16 protein-coding genes and 1 tRNA gene are annotated in these 18,141 nt (G+C 54.1%); 10 read left to right on the forward strand and 7 right to left on the reverse strand.

Features of this window, described 5'->3' with window-relative positions; genetic code table 11:
• Positions 1–194 precede the first annotated feature (194 nt).
• The gene (locus KF752_03785; protein MBX3420658.1) at positions 195–2,267 is read left to right on the forward strand and encodes an acyl-CoA/acyl-ACP dehydrogenase; all 2,073 of its coding nucleotides are present in this window, start codon (positions 195–197) and stop codon (positions 2,265–2,267) included.
• A gap of 256 nt (positions 2,268–2,523) precedes the next feature.
• Positions 2,524–3,252 (forward strand): enoyl-CoA hydratase/isomerase family protein, encoded by a 729-nt coding sequence (locus KF752_03790; protein ID MBX3420659.1) that lies wholly within the window; start codon positions 2,524–2,526, stop codon positions 3,250–3,252.
• Positions 3,253–3,345: 93 nt separating this feature from the next.
• Here KF752_03790 and KF752_03795 read toward each other — a convergent pair whose 3' ends face one another.
• Positions 3,346–4,524, reverse strand: a complete 1,179-nt coding sequence (locus KF752_03795; GenBank protein MBX3420660.1) for a hypothetical protein — start codon at positions 4,522–4,524, stop codon at positions 3,346–3,348.
• Between the two features lie 383 nt (positions 4,525–4,907).
• Between KF752_03795 and KF752_03800 the strand changes: the two genes are divergently transcribed.
• Positions 4,908–6,161, forward strand: a complete 1,254-nt coding sequence (locus KF752_03800) for a hypothetical protein (protein MBX3420661.1) — start codon at positions 4,908–4,910, stop codon at positions 6,159–6,161.
• Between the two features lie 160 nt (positions 6,162–6,321).
• A complete protein-coding gene (locus tag KF752_03805; protein MBX3420662.1) occupies positions 6,322–7,980 on the forward strand; it encodes an arylsulfatase in 1,659 nt (552 codons plus the stop codon).
• 257 nt (positions 7,981–8,237) lie between these two features.
• On the opposite strand, the gene KF752_03810 is transcribed toward KF752_03805, so the two are convergent.
• On the reverse strand, positions 8,238–8,936 hold the full coding sequence (locus KF752_03810) for a CoA pyrophosphatase (GenBank protein ID MBX3420663.1): 699 nt from the start codon (positions 8,934–8,936) through the stop codon (positions 8,238–8,240).
• A 40-nt stretch (positions 8,937–8,976) separates the two neighbouring features.
• Complete coding sequence (locus KF752_03815) at positions 8,977–10,224, reverse strand: HEAT repeat domain-containing protein (GenBank protein ID MBX3420664.1); 1,248 nt, start codon at positions 10,222–10,224, stop codon at positions 8,977–8,979.
• Between the two features lie 380 nt (positions 10,225–10,604).
• Between KF752_03815 and KF752_03820 the strand changes: the two genes are divergently transcribed.
• From KF752_03820 to KF752_03835, 4 genes are all read left to right on the forward strand, one after another.
• Positions 10,605–10,678: transfer RNA gene (locus tag KF752_03820), tRNA-Arg, on the forward strand.
• A gap of 130 nt (positions 10,679–10,808) precedes the next feature.
• Positions 10,809–12,095 carry a tyrosine-type recombinase/integrase gene (locus KF752_03825; GenBank protein MBX3420665.1) on the forward strand — a complete coding sequence of 429 codons (1,287 nt, stop codon included), beginning with the start codon at positions 10,809–10,811 and terminating at the stop codon, positions 12,093–12,095.
• 248 nt (positions 12,096–12,343) lie between these two features.
• On the forward strand, positions 12,344–13,444 hold the full coding sequence (locus KF752_03830) for an ImmA/IrrE family metallo-endopeptidase (protein ID MBX3420666.1): 1,101 nt from the start codon (positions 12,344–12,346) through the stop codon (positions 13,442–13,444).
• Between the two features lie 37 nt (positions 13,445–13,481).
• Complete coding sequence (locus tag KF752_03835) at positions 13,482–14,009, forward strand: hypothetical protein (protein MBX3420667.1); 528 nt, start codon at positions 13,482–13,484, stop codon at positions 14,007–14,009.
• Positions 14,010–14,232: 223 nt separating this feature from the next.
• Here KF752_03835 and KF752_03840 read toward each other — a convergent pair whose 3' ends face one another.
• From KF752_03840 to KF752_03855, 4 genes are all read right to left on the reverse strand, one after another.
• The gene (locus tag KF752_03840; GenBank protein ID MBX3420668.1) at positions 14,233–14,484 is read right to left on the reverse strand and encodes a helix-turn-helix domain-containing protein; all 252 of its coding nucleotides are present in this window, start codon (positions 14,482–14,484) and stop codon (positions 14,233–14,235) included.
• Entirely contained in the window at positions 14,474–14,707 is a 234-nt protein-coding gene (locus KF752_03845; protein MBX3420669.1) for a hypothetical protein, read from the reverse strand. Before KF752_03845 ends, KF752_03840 begins: the two co-directional genes overlap by 11 nt.
• A gap of 141 nt (positions 14,708–14,848) precedes the next feature.
• A complete protein-coding gene (locus tag KF752_03850; protein ID MBX3420670.1) occupies positions 14,849–15,604 on the reverse strand; it encodes an ISAs1 family transposase in 756 nt (251 codons plus the stop codon).
• A gap of 131 nt (positions 15,605–15,735) precedes the next feature.
• Positions 15,736–15,984, reverse strand: coding sequence for a transposase family protein (locus tag KF752_03855; GenBank protein MBX3420671.1), 249 nt, complete (start codon positions 15,982–15,984; stop codon positions 15,736–15,738).
• A gap of 152 nt (positions 15,985–16,136) precedes the next feature.
• On the opposite strand from KF752_03855, the gene KF752_03860 reads away from it, so the two are divergent.
• Together KF752_03860 and KF752_03865 are read left to right on the forward strand one after the other, a co-directional pair.
• Positions 16,137–17,876 carry an RHS repeat-associated core domain-containing protein gene (locus KF752_03860; GenBank protein MBX3420672.1) on the forward strand — a complete coding sequence of 580 codons (1,740 nt, stop codon included), beginning with the start codon at positions 16,137–16,139 and terminating at the stop codon, positions 17,874–17,876.
• Complete coding sequence (locus KF752_03865) at positions 17,873–18,100, forward strand: hypothetical protein (protein ID MBX3420673.1); 228 nt, start codon at positions 17,873–17,875, stop codon at positions 18,098–18,100. Before KF752_03860 ends, KF752_03865 begins: the two co-directional genes overlap by 4 nt.
• The last annotated feature ends 41 nt before the right edge of the window (positions 18,101–18,141 follow it).

Genomic DNA, 18,141 nt, shown 5'->3' on the forward strand with positions numbered 1-18,141 from the left:
TTTGCATTGGGAAATCGCGCTTAGGCTTGCGGTTTTTGGTCGGTTGACTCAAACTATCTGGCGGGCTTGTCAGCATCCTACGTAGCTCCGTTCGCCAGAACGTGGATCCGACTTTCTCGCTGATTTGTAGCCACGTTCACCTGAACGTGGTGGCATCCTGCATCCCTCCGTCCTTTTTTGTGGAAATCAATGCCATGTCCCAAGCCACTCAAGAACGTCCACCGGTTAAGTCCAAATCCCAAGATGACAAGGCAGGCTCGGATGCGATTTCGCTCATATTGGCTCAAGCTGGCCGAACTGCCGAAGAGATCGCTTCATTGGCGACACTGGATGATGCCGATCGCGCCGCTGAGCAGCAGTTCTCGGGCGAGGCACCTACGCTGACAACGCTGTTTGGCAACCTGCGGGCCACAGAACTGGACGCGGGCAGTTTTAGTCCTGCTCCGGACGTAGCCGAAGCCATGGCGGCCTGCCTGGAATTCGTGGTTCAACGCAAGAAAGACGGCACGCTTTTGGATCATCAGAAGATGCTGTTCCACGATGACACTCTAGCTGGCCTGGCTCAACGCGGATTCTTTGGTCTGGCCATTCCCAAAGAGTATGCTGGCAGTGGAGCCAAACTGGGTGACTTGGGACCACTGTTGCGGGCGTTGACTTTGGTGCATCCCGATTTGGCTGTGATGTTTGAAGTCCACAACTTCTTGGGACCGGTCACGCCGCTGTTGGACTTCGGCACAGAGGAACAGAAACAATACTACCTGCCTCGCATGGCCCGTGGGGAATTGCTGGGCTCCTTTGCATTGACCGAACCCGGCGTGGGGGCCGATCCCAGCCGCCTATCGCTGACCGCTCGGCGCGACGGCGATCGCTATTTAGTCTCCGGAGTCAAATGGCCCATCACCAACGTGGTCTACGGAGGACTGTGCGTACTGATTCTGAAGATCGAAGGCGATGGACTGCCCAAGGGTCGCGACTCGGCCATGCTGCTGTTTGAAACGCCCAAGGCTGACAATGAAAACTTCCGTATGATACGCAACCGGTTGTGCGCATTTGACTATCTATGGAATGCGAGATTCCGACTGACCGACTGCCCCGTCCCGGCCAAGAACCTACTTGGTCCTGCCGGACGCGGACTGGCTCAAGCCTTTAGCTCGCTGGCCAAGGGCCGTGGTGGCATTTGCGTCAATAGCGCGGCCAAAATCTTCCGCTTGCTGGCCCAGTTGATCCAAGACCCCGAAGTCATCGAGAAGAAGTCCGAAAATACGCTGCGCAACGGGCATGGCGGGTGGACCTCGTTCCGCAGTACGTTTGGCAAGCCCATCGGCAATGCACCGCGCATTCAAACATGGATGGGGCGGGCGATTTGCCACGCGCTGGCCAGTCGAGTCCTGGGCGATGTCTGCTTCCGCTTGGCAGCCAATAACGTGCGCGACGAGTCGATGGGCATGATCGCCAAGGTGTTTGCCAGCAAGGCGCTGTTGGAAACTGCGATTCACGCTTACCAGATTCAGGGGGGGCGAGCTGTTCACCTGGACGAGCGACGATATAACGTTCGTCGCAGCGGTGAAGCCGCCGGTCAGGATGAAAACCTGATCGAGAACTACATCGGCGAGAACATGCACGAGTTCGCGATTGCCACGGTGTACGAAGGCCCCAATCCAGTGCTGGCCGATGTGGGGGCTCCCAACGCGATGACTCGCGACGTCCGCACCAAGTATTTGGAACCGATCGGATTGGCCGAGGCGAAGGGCGGCTTGGGCCTGATCGCTAAGGCCAAGTTCGGCCTGTTTATCGCCAAAACGGTCATAGGTTCGTTCAATCCGCGGGTGGGGTCACTCGACGGCGTGCGGCACATGACACCGCTGAAGGAACGGTTGATCCGCCGCGGCCTGCGACGCAATCGAGCGCTGGGCCGCAAAATCCTGCTGATCATCGCCCGCTATCAGAAGAACTTTATGGACCAAAGCTTTCTGCTTGGCGACGAGGGCGGTGTGTTTGATCAGTTGAGCGTCTCCACCGCAGCCATGTGCTACGCGATCGCCCTGGACAAGACGCAGCCCGAGTACGCTCAGGTCGCCGAAGCCTTGGATATGGAGGCCACGCTGATGTCCAAGAGTCGCGCGCCATCGCCAGACTTGTACCGGCTGTGGGCTGAGATCGGTCAAAAGGTCATGGACCCCAGCAGCGTTCTGTACCGCGATCTAATTGCCGATGTTCAAGTTAGCCGCATTCCGCTGGATCCACGCCACGTCAGCCGTTACATCTAATGGCTCAAGGTAGCTACGTTTGCTGGAATGTTGAGGCGTTTGAAAAACGCAGGGTGGGACAAACTGGGCCGATGTAATCCTGTGCCTGCACATTCCAGAGTACGCGCGGGCTACGAAGGCCTCTCAAAAGTAACTAGTTCGGCCTAGTGCCGGCCCGCCCTCTTCACCGGCAGCCATAGATCCAGACGAAGCACCAGACGGAGAACTTGAATTGTCAGACCAGATTTTGATTCAGAGCGATCGACCGGGCATAGCCCTGGTTACACTGAATCGTCCTGAACGGCGTAATGCCTTGTCCATTGCGTTGATGACGCAGTTGATCGCCCAGCTCGAAGCATTGGCCGAAGATGGTCAAACACGAGTCGTCATACTGCGCGGTGCCGGTCCGGTGTTCTGCGCCGGGTTGGATTTGGCTGAAGCACAAGATCGCGATCTAGTGGGTCAGTCAGCCCGGTGTGTTGCGCAGACGCTCAGCACGCTTCGCTACTCCAGCCTGGTGACCATCGCTGCCCTGCAGGGCGGTGCCTACGCTGGAGGCGCGGGCGTCATCGCCGCTTGCGACATGGCCGTGGGGACAACCGATTGTCAAATTGGCTTTCCGGAAGCTCGTCGTGGTCTTTTGCCCGCTCTGATCAGCGATGTACTACGGACCAAACTGCGCGAAGGCGACTTGAGCGAGTTATTTTTAGTCGGCGAGCCGATCACAGCCCAGCGTGCACATGCGATCGGTCTGTTGCAACGCATAGTCGAGCCGTCGCAGTTGCTCAGTGAAGCCCAACGATTAGCGGCTGGCGTATTGGCCGGAGGCCCCCAAACCATACGTGATACAAAGAAGCTCCTGCATCACTGCTATGGCCATCATGCGCCCCAGGCCGATCAAGCCAGCAGTTCCATTGACGAACATCTCAAGGCGCGTTTCAGCGCCGAAGCCGCCGAAGGACTGCAAGCCTTTCTAGACAAGCGCCCGCCAGCCTGGATGCAATAACCGCGCAGGTGGTCGCTCTTGGGTAACAGCTCTCGCTCTCCGCAGGCCCACCGCTTACCTAAGCAGATGTTGGCGTGAATGGTTACGTTTGTTTCAGCCGACCTCGGCCGCTCCCGCGCGTCGCGATCCGCTGTACAGCTCATACTCCAACAGCCGACAGTCGATCTGCGCAGACTGAAATTCCAGGCGGCGCTTAGTCCGCAGGCCCACGCATTTGGCCAAGTTTAAATTGCCGGTAAACACGTAGCCCCAGCTATCGGCACATCGCTGCTTGAAGAAGTCGCCGATCTGCGCATAGGTCTGCTTTAGTTCCTGCTCTTCGCCCAAGCGACTACCATACTCCGGGTTAAACATCACCACCATCGGTCGCTTGTTGGGCAACGGCGTATCATAAAAATCGCGAGTCTCAAACTGGATGACATCGCCCACGCCAGCGGCCTGAGCGTTGGCCCGCGCTGTTTCAATCGCTTGAGGGCTGATATCGCTGGCATAGATACAGTTGCTGGCAGCTGCCACGATTTGCTGACCAATGCTGGTCTGTTCTGCCCGCAATCGTTGAGGATCGTAGCCCACCACATGTTCGACAGCATAGTGCTGGCGGAACAGACCCGGCACGCGCTGCGTCAACATCAATGCGGCTTCGATGGCCAGCGTCCCTGAACCGCACATGGGATTGACCAGCGGCATGGTAGGTTCCCAACGTGACGCCATGAGAATCGCCGCCGCCAGCGACTCCATCATGGGAGCTTTGCCGGGCAGACGACGATAACCGTGTTTGGCCAACGACGGTCCGGATGTGTCTAAGAACAACTCCGCATGGGCTCCCTGCCAATACAGATAGACCACCGCGCCCACCGGTTCGGAGCCACAGTCCGGACGTCGCCCCGTTTGTTCGCGTAGCCGATCGACGATGGCATCCTTGATCTTCACGTTCGGGAACATCGTCGAGCGGACAGTTGGATGCGACACAAAGCTGCTGACGCTAAAGTAGCCATCGCTCGGCAGGATATCCTCCCACGGAATCTTATGCACGGTGCGGTACAGTTGCTCTGGATGGTTGCAAGCGAATTTCTTGAGCGAAAACAGGACATGGCTGGCACATCGCAGTCGAACGTTTAGTGCGATGCAGTCATTCAGCGAACCCGTTAGCTCGACTCCTGCCAAAATTGTCGCGGTTGGTTGATAACCAAGTCTGCTGACTTCCTGGTGCAACCATGGCGCAAGTCCGCGCTGACAGGTTATGAGTATTTTGCCTGATTGCTGAAAATCCACCGCCGGAGACTCCTTGCGAGTATTAATGCAACCAGCAATTGCCAAAGTCCGCAGAATCGTCACAAGCCGATTCGCCGCTACATGCTGCTTGAGGGTGCTGTGGTATCTGCCCACGAATCCATCGCCTGCCGATTCGCAGTGCCTGGGTCGAACTAGGGTTTGTGCGAGCCGAAAATCCAGGTTCGCTAGTACGGTAATTTGATCTCCATGGCAAATCAATCCAAAACACGGTCGCTTGGCTCACCAGAACCAGATGCCAAACCTGCTCCCTCGTTTTGCCATGATCCTTTGCAGGGCTCCGGTTTCGTTGGAACCATCATAGACACATTTACCCTAACCTGTTCATCAAGAACCACTTTTCACCAACAAGAAATTGAACGACCATGAAGCGATGTATTTGGAGCTTGATCGTATGCCTGTTAGCAACTCCAACGCTGCGAGCGGACTTCACACCGATCGCGGGCTGGGACCAACAATTATTTCCGTCTTTCTTAATTGGCACGGCCGCCATTAAGTCAAACTTCAGTGAGGTGCCTGACAATCGATTGGGGGATCCCAATGGCCTGCTGGGCGTCGAGGTCGTCGCGACACAAGACAACTCGAAAATCGAGGTCACCGTTGAATTCGGACAGTATGCAGAGACGAGTCAATTCTCCGGCTGGCTACCCAAGCAAGGCGAAACATACACGGTCTTCCCTAAAGTAAAATATCGTTTCGAGGCACTTAGCCAATGTGCGCAGGCAACTCCGGCTACCGTGACATACCGCGTTAGACTAGACGGTGGTCCCTTCGAAGAAAAATCAGCCACCGTCACAGTGCGCAGCATTCAAGACTGCCCCATCAAAGTCCAGGTAGATGATGAAGTCGTCGATACCAGCTTGGCGTTTGCGGTGTACGTCAATGAACAGCATCCGTTCATGGACAAGCTATTGCGCGAGGCCCTGGATATCGGTGTCGTAGACAGCTTCACCGGCTATCAAGCTCAATCTGCGAACGAGGTTTTGCGCCAGGTCTATGCGATCTGGGATCTGTTGGTTGCACGCGATGTTCGCTATAGCAGCATCACCACAACAGCAGCCGATTCCGACCAAATCCTGAGCCAAAACGTGCGCTCGCTGGAAGACACGGTCAACAATCAACAGGCTAATTGCGTCGATGGTTCAGTGCTGTTGGTATCTCTGCTCCGCAAGATTGATATCGAATCGTTCCTAATTCTGGTTCCTGGACACTGCTATGCTGGATTCTTCCTAGATGCAGAACACACCCAAGCACTGGCCATCGAGACGACGCTGATTGGAGTCGAGGCGGAAGAGCCGGATGAAGTAGATGCGCTGCTGGCTGAATCCGTAGATGCGTCGCAGCGGGACGAGTATTCCTGGCCAAGTTTTGTCCAAGCAATTGAGCTCGGAACTCACAACTTTCTCAGTAGTCAAGAAAAGTTCCAGGATGAATCCGAGGCCGACTATCACATCATCGACATCTCAGCCGCCCGCAAGCTAGGTGTATTACCCATTCCCTATCGTGGCAAAGAGAAATTCGTGCACTTCGATCATTCAGAAGACCTTTCAGAAGGCGATTCAGACGACGAGGAGGAGGAAGATGAGGAAGACGATGAAGATTATGAAGAGGGGGAATAACAGCTGACTTCTCGCCGCGAATTTGATGGCCAGCGAACCTGCTACAATATATGCTCCGCCGCCAAACGCACGTCAACAAACGTGCGTTTGGCGGATTGGTCAACGCCAGTTACATACCTGGTGCGTGAATACACTTGGCAGGATCAGCGAGCTAACAAACATGTCGAGACCGCCTTCTAACCGCTCCGACTTTGAACTACATTTCTTTACTATCGCACTATTCTGCCTGCTTATCAATCTTTTGATTCCTGCGGTACTGGCCGACACACCGCTCGGCAACTCCAAGTCGTCTGTTCGCCCCAATATCGTCCTGATTTTGGCCGATGACTTGGGATATTCGGATCTTGGTTGTTATGGCGGCGAAATCGACACGCCCAATTTGGATCGACTGGCCGCCGGTGGCATACGATTCACTCAGTTTTATAACACGGCTCGCTGCTGGCCGACGCGCGGCGCGCTGCTGACGGGCTACTATGCGCAACAGATTCGCCGCGATGCCTTGCCTGATGGACTGGGGGGCGGTCGAGGCCAACGTCCGAAGTGGGCGCGGCTGCTGCCTGATTATCTGAAGCCTGCTGGATATCGCTGCTACCATAGCGGCAAGTGGCATATTGATGGTCCGGTGCTGGCCGGAGGGTTTGATCGTTCGCTGGACATGCGGAATCAAGGCAATTACTTTTCTGCGCGCGGAAATGTTGTCGACGACACTCCGCCAATGCCCGCTGACGATGAATCCGATTATTACGCCACGACGGCCACGGTCGATCATGCGCTAAACTGTCTAATAGATCATGCCGCCCAGCATGCCGAAAAACCTTTCTTTCACTACCTGGCTTTTATCGCTCCTCACTTTCCACTGCACGCCCGCCCGCCAGATATCGCACGCTACCAAGACCGTTATCGCAACGGGTGGGACGCCATGCGCAGCGCGCGCCATCAGCGGCAACTGGACATGGGGCTGATCCGCACCCCATTATCACCGATGGAAATGGACGTTGGACCACCCTACCATTTTCCCAAAGCTTTGGAGGTACTGGGGCCTGGCGAAGTCAATCGACCTGTGCCTTGGCAGCAATTAGACGCAGTGCAGCAACAGTTTCAGGCCACGAAAATGGCTATTCACGCGGCCATGGTCGACTGTATGGATCGCGAGATTGGCCGCGTTATCCAGCAGCTTCAGACGATGGGAGCGCTCGACAATACGCTGCTGCTGTTTGCATCTGACAATGGTGCCAGCGCTGAGATCATGGTGCGTGATGGAGGCCACGACCCGGCAGCTCCGCCGGGCAGTGCCGCCAGCTATCTGTGCCTGGGGCCAGGATTTTCCAGCGCCTGCAACACGCCCTTTCGGCGACACAAAACCTGGGTCCACGAAGGCGGCATCAGCACTCCACTGATCGTGCATTGGCCCAAAGGCATCGCGGCCCGTGGCCAACTGCGTACCTCGCCCAGCCATGTGATCGACGTTATGCCGACAGTGCTTGAGATCGCGGGAATCGACCAGCCGACTACCTGGAACGACCAACCGCTACCGCCCGCTCCTGGAAAAAGTTTAGTTAGGGCCTTCCAGGCCGATGTCGCTATCGACCGTGAATGTCTGTGGTGGTTACACGAAGGTAACCGCGCCGTGCGCGTCGGCGACTGGAAGCTAGTCGCCTCCGCCAGTGGACCTTGGGAACTGTATAATCTGCGCCATGATCGAGCCGAGCAGCACAATCTAGCTCAAACCATGCCCGACAAAGTCGCTGAGCTTTCAACCGTTTGGCAGCGCAACACCGATAGATTCAGCCAGCAAGCCCACGCCGACCAATCTCCGTAACCCTGGGCTACCCAGCGGCGGGCCAAGTCAATGCTTTAGGGCATTCAAAAGGGCCAACGCAAAATGTTGACGTACCGAGGAAAGCCCGTGGCTCGGATTGAGCCAGTGGTAACTGATACCGCTAAGAAAGACGATCCGTTTGATCAACTCGCCTAGTTGGCGACCAAGTCCGGCAAGCCAATGACGAACCAAGAAATGGATGATGCGGTCTATTGCCAAGGTGATATTCGTCGAATCAAGCTGGGTTTGTAGCCCTACTACTCTGACTCCAACAGCCCGCGGAAGATGGCGGCGACTTCGGCGAGGATGATGGCGGTGGCACCCCAGATTTGATCGCCGTCCAATTGATAGAGCCCGGCCTGCCAGCGCACCTGGCCACGACCAAACGTGCCGTAACGTACGGCGCTATCGGCTAGCAGCTCCGCGACCGGCAAGTGAATCACACGGGCCACTTCGCGCGGACAGGGGTGATAGTCAATGTTGCCGGTGTGCCACGCCACGTAAGGCTGCAGTCGATAGTTGCTGTTGAATACCCACAGCGGTAGCAGCGGTCCTAGAATTCGGCCCGGAAATGGCGTCACACCCAGCTCTTCGCTAAACTCGCGGATGGCCGCCTGCTGATACGTCTCGTTGGCTTCCAGCCGTCCACCGGGCAGCGAGATTTGACCTGGATGATCCGCCAAATAGTCGGGCCGCACTGTCAGCGGTATCGAACATCGGCTCCAGTGCGCATGCGGCTCCGGCTGATGAATGAAGATCATCACTGCCGCCGGCCGCGCGGACGGACTGGGCGGCGCAAAGTGGCGTCCATAGCTCATTTGTGGACAGTAGCGCATGCGCGCCTGCTGGCGCTGGTGGCGCCACAACTGTCCGCGCAGCACGCGCTCGACCGGCTGACTGACCGGGTCAATCTCACCGGTGTAGCCCGAGTCTTCGGTCTGGGTAACGGGAATCATGATCTTTGGCGACGCTAACTGCTGGACTGACAGAACTCACTTAAGGATCGCGGCGCAGGTCGTCGACCGGCGGCGCGTAGACGCTGGCGTACCAAGCCTTCCAACCAGACTTGTCAAATCCCAGTTGTCCTTGACCGGTAATTTGGGCCAACGCACTGTGAACCCGGTCGTTGTTCAGCTCCACCGTCCGCTTCTTCGGTCCCCCCATACTCAAACCGCCTGCCGTGGGCGAGTAGTTCGTATTGCCGGCTGTTTGGAATTCATGCTTAGTGGACAGCGCTTCGATCAACGGCAGAATCGCCTCCTGAGCATTCAACTGACCCAGCGCAAAACCCGCGCGATTGACCAATTCGTTGTTGGCATGGCGCAGATAGGACACGAGCACTGGCATGGCCGACTGCCATGCTCCACGCCCCAAAGCATCCAGTGCTGCATTGCGCACGGCAGGCAGCGCGTCGTTAACACAAACCTGTGCCAAGGTGACGGCTGCCGATGGGCTATCGAATTTGTTCAATACTCCGATGTACGTTTGCTTCAGCAGAGCGGTCGCCGGTGGTTGCCCAGACTTCTGCTTGTCCAGTAGTAGCTGCGAAACATACTCGATGGCCAGTGGATTATCGACTTGACTCAGATACGCCAGCGCCTGCTGCGCTTTCTCACCGCTGCCGGTGGCCGCATCATGATGCCAGCGGGTAATCTCTTTCTGAAGCTGTGCTCGCCGCTTGGCCTCATCCTGCACAGCTTCATCCATAGGAATGTATTCGGGAAACTTCCACTTGCCCTCATGAAACACCTTGCCACGATTGGACATCACGTCATCGCGTTTGACCCAGCGTCCAGAGTCGCTGCTGCGAGTATGCTTGACGGCAGCTCGGGCCTCTTTGTGCTCTGGGTTCAAGTCGATCGTGCGCAGGTAGTGGGCTCGCGCCAGATCATGCAGCCCCTGTTGGCTACACCACTGAGCCGCCCGATAGTGCGCGTCGGCCGTATCCGGCAACTTGACGATCTTTTGTTGATACTCCGCCTCGCGTTCATCGACCCCAACATGACCGTTGCGATTCATGTCGGACTGTTGGATGCGAACAATGACCCCCGGTTCTATTTCAACTGTCCAGCGAGTCTGCTGACGTTCGTCCAACTCCACCGTATCGGCTTTGACAACGCTCCCACTGAACAAACGGCCATCCTTGAGCTGGAAGCGGTCGGCCCAGCACACTGCAGCGCTCAGCCACTGCGCGAGAATCGTCACTCCCGCAGCCAAAGGCATCAACATCGTCCTTCGATTCATTGACAGCATCCTGAATTCCAACAACAAGCAAAGCTTATACGTTCTTAGGTAGGCTTTCTCATGTAGGTGGTGTGGAATCGGCAAACATAGGCGCCACGGTTCGCTGGGCCGGTGTTGTGGCCGTTATCGCTAGATTCGACGCACAATATGTACTGCCGATGCAACGCACCATTTTGATACTTGCCGACGTCTCAGGCTCATTATATCCGCCCTCCAGCCCAATCGGACATGTCGCTTTCTGCAATTCAGAGCAGCACGGAGCCATGACGAGTGGAAGATTCGCGCGGATTGAGCTAACCGATTGGCAGGAAAACCCAGCAACCACATCCATCGGGACTTCTCTCCGCCCAGCCCGCAAGATAAAATCTGGGGCTCAACACGCGTCCGTGGCGCAATCGGATAGCGCATCGGTCTTCGGAACCGAGGGTTGCAGGTTCGAATCCTGCCGGGCGTGCTGGACTTACGACGATTTGGAATCGCGTGTCAGAGATTGTTGTCAGAGATTAAAGGGGTAAAGCTTTGAGGTTTACCCCTTTTAGTGGGTCGTTCGGTCCGCTCCGGTTTTTCGTTCCGGAGACCCACAAATGTTGTATCACATCCCCAAGCCGTTCTATCGGCCAGCTCGTAAGACTTGGTACGTCCAGCTCCACGGTAGGCAGATTAGCCTAGGTAAGGACAGGGACGCTGCCTTCAAGCGTTACCACGAGATCATGGCGGCTGGCCTTCAGCCCGAGGATCTTGACGCCACAATCGCAAGTCACGCCAGTAGCCCCAAAGTGGCCGATCTATTTGATCGGTATCTGGATTGGCTGAAGAGCAACCGTACCCCCGAAACCTTTGAGTGGTATCGCCATCGCCTTCAGCGGTTTGTGGACTTCTATCCTGAACTGACTCTGGCTGAGCTAAAGCCATTCCACGTTCAGCAGTGGGTGGACTCGATTGAGGGTCTGGCCACTACAACCAAACGAAATTACTTCCGCTCTGTGAAGCGATCGATTCACTGGGCGAGAACCATGGGGCACATCGATCATAACCCGATCGAGTACCTATCAGCCCCCTCCGGTGAAGCTAAGGACGTGTACATCCCAGAGGCAGAGTTCGAGTTGCTACTGAAGCACACTCGGGACGAGCAGCTTAAGAAGCTGATGCTTGTGACCTACGAGATTGGTTGTCGGCCTCAGGAGTCACTGAGGCTAGAGATCAGGCATGTTGACCTGGAAAACAGACGCTGGGTCTTTCCTCGTCAGGAGGCGAAGGGGAAGAAGGCTCCCCGAGTGATCTATCTCACTGACCGAGCGTTCGAGATTACTCGTGAGCTCATTGCCGGACGAACGACGGGCCATGTCTTTCTGGATTCCAAGAACAGACCATGGACGCCCGCGAAGACCAATTCGATCCTCAAGCGTGTCCGTGCTGCCATGGGTAAGGAGGTCATCAAGGCGAAGGGGATTGTCATTAGTGAGGAAGAGATCAATCAGATGGCAGCCACCATCAATCCTACTCGGATGGCCAAGGGGCAAACGAGTGAAGCGTACCAAAGCCGAACTGAGGACCCAGGCCAGAGCCAAACTCATTCGGCAAAAGTGCAAGGAACTGGTTCCCAGCTACTCGCTGTATGCTCTTCGCCACACCTGGGCAACCAACGCCCTGAAGTCGGGGCTGGACGCTCTGACCGTCGCGATTCTGATGGGCCACCAAGACCCTTCGATGCTCGCCAAGGTCTACCAGCATCTAAGCCACAGTCCCCAGCACATGCTGGCCCAGGCGAAGAGGGCGGTTGGGGAGTAGGTGGCGTTGGATTAGTCAGACGAAGTTGCGTGGGGCATTTCGATGGCTTGCCCTACGCTGTCATTTTCTGGCAGACCAAATAATTGCCACGAAGTGAACTGTACACCAATAATTTCACTTCATCCAATCGGCATAGAGCCCCGCCATCCTGGTGGGAAATCCTCTCCTGCGACGGGCCTTCAACCTTTGAGACCCAAGTTAGTTTTTGAAAATTGCTCGCCGCCGGGTTGGCGCTCCTGCCCAACCGTTGTAAAATTCGATCTGATTTTGCACTGTTCTGTAAAACAGGTTTTACGAATTGACCAGTCACTTCCAGCCCAATTTAAACAACATGAGCTTGCAAGGAAGCTTGGGTAACAAGCTACGCGTAGCAAGATCGTTAGCAGGTCTGTCGACTCGTTCCGTCGCCAGCCGGCTTGAAACGAGGTTTCGAGTATCACATGCAACGGTTGCGAATTACGAAAAGGGTTGTTCAGTTCCTCCCTTCGATGTTCTCGCTGCATTAGCAGTGATTTATGATCGTCCGATTAACTGGTTTCTTGAATCGTCAAAGAATCTTAGCGGAATCCGTTACCGAAACCTCAAGTCAAGAACCAAGTCATCTGATCTTTTAAAGTTTGAGGCTGAAGTACAACGCTGGATCGATGCATACGTTGCAATAGAATCAAGACTCAAGCAGCCATTGAGAGCGACCGTTGATTTTCCCAAAAATTGCAAAAAGAAAGATCTTGCGACTCTTGCTTTAGATGTCCGTCGACAATTGAAATTTGGTGAGGACGAACCGATTGGAAGCGTAATCGGAGTATTGGAGGCTTTTGGCATCCGGGTTATCGAGGTCGAGTCTTCTGTTCGAATTGATGGGCTAGCAGCGAAGTATGGAGATGAATTCGTGGTTGCATTGAATCCTGCCGTCTCCCATGAGAGACTCCGACTAAATGCGGCACACGAATTGGCGCATGTTATCCTTGGCGATTGCGAGCAGCAGACAGACGATTGCAAAGAGCAGCAGGCATTCGAATTTGCCTCGATTTTTCTAATACCTAATCGACAACTGAAGAAGGCATTTGAAGGATTGTCTATGGTTCGGTTAGTACAATTTAAGGAACGGTTCGGGATTTCTCTAGCAGCGATGGTTTATCGCGCTGAAAAGCTTCAATTCATCAAAAAGTCTGTGGCTAAACAGTTATGGATTGAGTTTTCCCGTCGTGGCTGGCGAAAAAAAGAGCCGGGGCGTGTCCAAGAAGATCGAGCAACTCGTCTTGAGCAAATGATAGAAATGCTTTTAGCTAGTCGTTTGATGTCACTAAAGGAAATTGCTGACTTATGTAGTACTCGAAACGCTGAGATTCATAGTCGACTACAACGAGCTTTGGGTTTGAATGAGTCATCTGAAGGATCGGATGACATTGTGCTTTCATTTCCGAAAACGTAAGGAATCGTGCACGGAAGTCTGTATTTAGGATAATGTTATGAATAAGATGCGAAAGACCGTGGCTATGTTACCGCACGAAGACAAAGTGCTTCGTGACTTGTACACTCAAGCGAATATCCCTTCGGATCAATATCCGCAGCGAAACGAAGAGTTGGAAAGCTTAGTAGCAGACTGGAATTCCATTTGTTGCCGCGAAGAGGCACCTGCTGACCTGTTGCACTATATGGTTACAAAGCGCAAAAATGGACAATGGGTCAGACTTGGTCGCACTAGCTGTGAACGACTGAAGAACGTAAGTGAAGGCCTTTCGGAAGAGGAATTACAGACGCTTGATGCAATTCATGAAGACTTGCAGATCGCGTCAGATCGGTTTGCTTTGGATTCCGAGCTTTCAAAGCAATTGCAGACCGAATTTGCCAAAAGAACGGGACGGATTTATCCGCCTTTATTATTGGCAGCGGCTATGATTCGTCGACGGAAAGCAGGTACCTTAGCAACATTGCGTCCGACTAGAACTGATCAGGATAGCGCATTCGCAGATATAGATAAAGTTGTTGGTCAGTAGCAGCAAACTCTTAACAAGTATCAGGAACAGCCTGAACTGAATGGGTAAGGTGCGGAATTTCTTCAATTGTCAGGCGGTACGAAACTGCAACGGATTTCTTGCGGCCTGTTATAGTCTGTCACGGAAGTCTTTCCGCAATAAAGCGAAAAAAGCCCCCGCGTCCATGCAAGGGCTCTTCGGGGCCGTTCTGGCCCGCTCCGGTTCTAGGACTTGCTTTCCAGTCTCACTTCTTAATGTGCTTGAGCACTGATGGCTTGGCACGACGTGGTGGTGGAATTAAATCGCTTGGTCCCTTCTTTCTCTTCTCAAGGAAAGACTCAATGTCAGACTCTCTAATTCGAATGGCTCCCCGGCCAGGTCCAACGCGGTAATGAGTGATGGCTCCTGACTGAAGTAGTTTGTAGGTCTCTGGTAACGATAGGCCCAAATAGCTTGCCAAGTCCTTGGCCGTCAGTAACCTCTCCTTAGTCTCCACAGGTCACTCCCCCAGGGGTTTCCAGGGATAACTTTTCCAGCCGCTTCCAGACCAGCTCTAATAGCTCCAAATTCCCTAACTCAGTTCCTTGCTCACAAATCTCAAAGCTCAACATTAACAGTTCGCGCTCGATCTCGTTCTGGTACAGGCGGGCTAGTCGAGTGAAGCTCGCTTGCCACGGAGAACCCCCAGCGCGTGGAGTTCTTCTGGGTCGTGATTTCATTGGCTGTCCTTTCTTTGTTGTTAATTGCGAAATGGATCGTGGTACCACGCATGAAAGAGTACTCGCCCTATGCACTTCCACCAAAAATAACGCACGTATCTTGGCACCAAGTAGAGGGAACACGGCCAGCGCGTAATTAAGTCATTGCCCGCCATGGACTTGCTCGAGGATGTCGGTATTGTAGGCTGCTAATTCCATGCGACCGACGATGCTCTCGTTTTTCTTCTGCCCGCGTTTAAGCAGCGAGATGGCGAAGCGTCGTAGCCAACTGAGGTTGTTGACTAAGGCCCGCTCACTGGTCTGCTGCGCGTCCTCGCGAAAGGTTACGTCCAACGTCCAGTGCATCGACTCGATCGACCAGTGGCCGCGCACGGCAGCGGCAAACGCGGATACTGTCAGCAACCGATTGAGGATGAAGTAGCGTGTCTGGAATGTCTCTTGTTGGTTGGCATCTGTACTGACGCGAACCGCATAGCCGATGGCTTTAACCGAGGGCCAGGCTTTCTTGATTGGCGAATCTTTCTTCAGCTTGATAATTCCGTAGCTGCGTTCATCAATCCGCCCGTGTGACTGGTCGGTGGTTTGGAGGCTGCGGCAGTACAGGTCTTCTTGTACTCCCTCCAGTACATCAAAGACCAATTCTTCGACCGTTTCAAATAGGTTCAGCTGATTGGCTTTGACAGCTACCACGTAGGTTCCCTGTCGCTTGTCGATCTGGGCCACGATCTGCTTTTGACATCCCATGGCGTCGATCGTGACGATCGAATTCTTCAAGTCGATCTGCTCCAGTAGCTCTGGAATCGCTGTGATTTCATTGGATTTCTCCTGCGTAGCGATCTGTCCAAGTACCATGCCTTGCTCACTAGCCCATGCGCTCACAATGTGCAGCGGCCCCAGTCCCTGCGAGCGATCATGTGAGCCGCGACAGGTCTTGCCATCGGGTGGCGATTAGCCGAAGCTGACCATCTTCTGTTTGCTCCATGTGCGAGGCTAGCCAGCGCATGAAACATTTCTGAAACGCTTCAGGCTCACTCTGCGAATACAGTCTCGTGATGGCAAGCCACCGGGAAGCTCCAAGAATCTTTCGAGAAAGCCTGCTTTCCCTTGGCCCAGCGCTCGATGCCTGTCGGACCTTTAGCACCCGAGATAATGGCGCAAATGCAGATCACGATCAGATCAGTCAATTTGTGTTTACGGTTCTTGGTGTTTCTCGGATCGGACAAGCTCTCGAAGTATTGACTGACCAGTTCGACTCGAACCGCTTTTGCAGTGGACATGATCGGCTCTCCCGTAGACCAAGCAGCGACACAGCTTCCACGGCCTTCGCAGGAAGAATCACGTCGCGCATGCCTATGGTCTACCAAAGAAATCAATATCGCGCTAGGCTACCTAGACCGCCTAACATTGCGCGCTGGCCGTGATCCCGGGCGTGTTCAACGAAACTGATAAAAATGAGCAGACGTTATACAGCTACGATGCCAACGATCGGCTAACCAGCGAAATGTATACTGGTACTCAGACGACCCAGGAAGAGCCGCAGGTAACGACGACGACCAATACCAGTCAGACCACCTACGCCTACAACAAGACGCAGCAGACCAGCAAGACGAAGGTGGAAGGCACCATCGCCACCACGCAGACATTCAGCTACAATCGTCAGGGGTTGATGGCTTCGGTCATCACTGAGACTAGTAACGAGAGCGAACTTAAACGTGTCGATTACAGCTACGACACGGCTGGCAATCGAGTTGGCTCGTCCCAATACGAAGCCAGCACACAGTCACCTGTAACCTGGACTCTGCAAACATCCACACGGTATTTGACCGACTCGCAGAATCCGACTGGCTACTCGCAGGTCCTGCAGGAGACTCATTACTCAGGCGGAGGACTCAGCAAGAAAATCATTTACACAGTCGCCCATGACCAGATAAGCCAAGCCACCTTCACGATCGACACCTCCGGCCTCCAGACTCTAGCCTCCAACCTGTTCTTCGGCACCGATGGTCACGGCAGCGTCCGCTTGCTCTACGACGCAGCCGCAGCCATCGCTCAGCAGGCTGGCCTGCAGCAGATCTACCAATATGACGCCTACGGCAATCTGCTAATGATCGGACAAGTTTCGCATTTGAGTACGATCACACCCCTCACCACCTATTTATACAGCGGCGAGTCCTTCGACTTCTGCATCGGCCAGCAGTACTTGCGAGCACGCTGGTATGATCCCCGCACCGGTCGCTTTAACCAGCTCGATCCCTTCGCTGGCAACTCCAGCGATCCGCAGAGTTTCCATAAGTACGCTTACGTGCATGGCGATCCGGTAAACGGGGTCGATCCAAGTGGGGAGTTTGCGCAACTGTTGGCTTATACCCGAAATGCAGTATCGAGTAGTGCTGCCTTGAGTTTCGCAAGGTCAGCGATTTCACTTCTAGCAAAACACTGGCAGTTGGCAATAGTTGCAAACCTACTTACCCGAGTTCGGCTCGACACTGCAGATCGACCTCAATCAATTAACGTGGTAAATAGAGTATCTGAACTCGCAGAATTAGCAAATGCTTCGTATGACGGTTACTCCTCACGATCCGTTTTGGGAGGAGCGTGGAGACAACTGGAAATTCCGGATCGACTGACAGATAGCGTTGGCTATACCGTCAAAGGTTGGACCAACGGGCAGGGCAGAGTTGTGATTGGTTTTGCTGGCACGGATGATTTATACGACGTTGCGGTCGACGCAATCAACGTTTTTGGAGTGACAACCAGCCAATACCGTAGAGCGATAAGTATTGCCGACTGGGCAGTCAATACCTTTGGCCAAAACTCTGTTGAGTTCACTGGGCATTCACTTGGAGGAGGACTTGCTGCGGCCGCCGCTTACAGAACAGGGCGTCCAGCTACAACGTTTAACGCTGCGGGTATCTCCCTATTGTCATATACAACCAATGCAGTTGCGCAAGGACTCTCGCCAATTGTCGCAAAGCCGAGTATCACGAATTACTATGTTCCTGGTGATGCCCTATCCTTGGCGCAAGACTATTCGTTTTTGGTAAACGCTTCAGGAATCCATATCGCCCTTCCCAATCCAGCGATTTTGATGAGGCCCAGTCTGAAGCACAAGATGGCTACCGTGCTAATGGCAATTGACGACTGGCGCAGGGAGATTTCGGGCTCATGATGCAAGTTGTATTTCTCATTCGCAGTTTGTTTGAAGCTGCTATGGCAACTGTTCTCGGGTTCTTTGTCGGGATATTCCTGATGCTGACGATTTTCTTTAGTTTTGGGTTTCACTACAAGGATAGTCCTGATTGGTTCAACCACCTTGAAGGTTTATTGATGTATGGTCTTCCGGTATTGTTCCTAATCATCAATTTGTGGTTTCAACATCGGCGAAAGCGATGACATGCATTGCACTTAGTGCCAATCGAAATAATCAAAGGTGC

It is taken from the genome of Pirellulaceae bacterium, from assembly GCA_019636385.1.
In the GTDB taxonomy this organism is placed as follows: Bacteria; Planctomycetota; Planctomycetia; order Pirellulales; family Pirellulaceae; genus Aureliella.

Bases quoted from the DNA above. Each gene is read 5' to 3' on its own strand.
- KF752_03785 (MBX3420658.1), top strand. From the start codon at position 195: ATGTCCCAAGCCACTCAAGAACGTCCACCGGTTAAGTCCAAATCCCAA.
- KF752_03800 (MBX3420661.1), top strand. From the start codon at position 4,908: ATGAAGCGATGTATTTGGAGCTTGATCGTATGCCTGTTAGCAACTCCA.
- KF752_03805 (MBX3420662.1), top strand. From the start codon at position 6,322: ATGTCGAGACCGCCTTCTAACCGCTCCGACTTTGAACTACATTTCTTT.
- KF752_03810 (MBX3420663.1), bottom strand. From the start codon at position 8,936: ATGATTCCCGTTACCCAGACCGAAGACTCGGGCTACACCGGTGAGATT.
- KF752_03815 (MBX3420664.1), bottom strand. From the start codon at position 10,224: ATGAATCGAAGGACGATGTTGATGCCTTTGGCTGCGGGAGTGACGATT.
- KF752_03825 (MBX3420665.1), top strand. From the start codon at position 10,809: ATGTTGTATCACATCCCCAAGCCGTTCTATCGGCCAGCTCGTAAGACT.
- KF752_03830 (MBX3420666.1), top strand. From the start codon at position 12,344: ATGAGCTTGCAAGGAAGCTTGGGTAACAAGCTACGCGTAGCAAGATCG.
- KF752_03835 (MBX3420667.1), top strand. From the start codon at position 13,482: ATGAATAAGATGCGAAAGACCGTGGCTATGTTACCGCACGAAGACAAA.
- KF752_03845 (MBX3420669.1), bottom strand. From the start codon at position 14,707: ATGAAATCACGACCCAGAAGAACTCCACGCGCTGGGGGTTCTCCGTGG.
- KF752_03855 (MBX3420671.1), bottom strand. From the start codon at position 15,984: ATGTCCACTGCAAAAGCGGTTCGAGTCGAACTGGTCAGTCAATACTTC.
- KF752_03865 (MBX3420673.1), top strand. From the start codon at position 17,873: ATGATGCAAGTTGTATTTCTCATTCGCAGTTTGTTTGAAGCTGCTATG.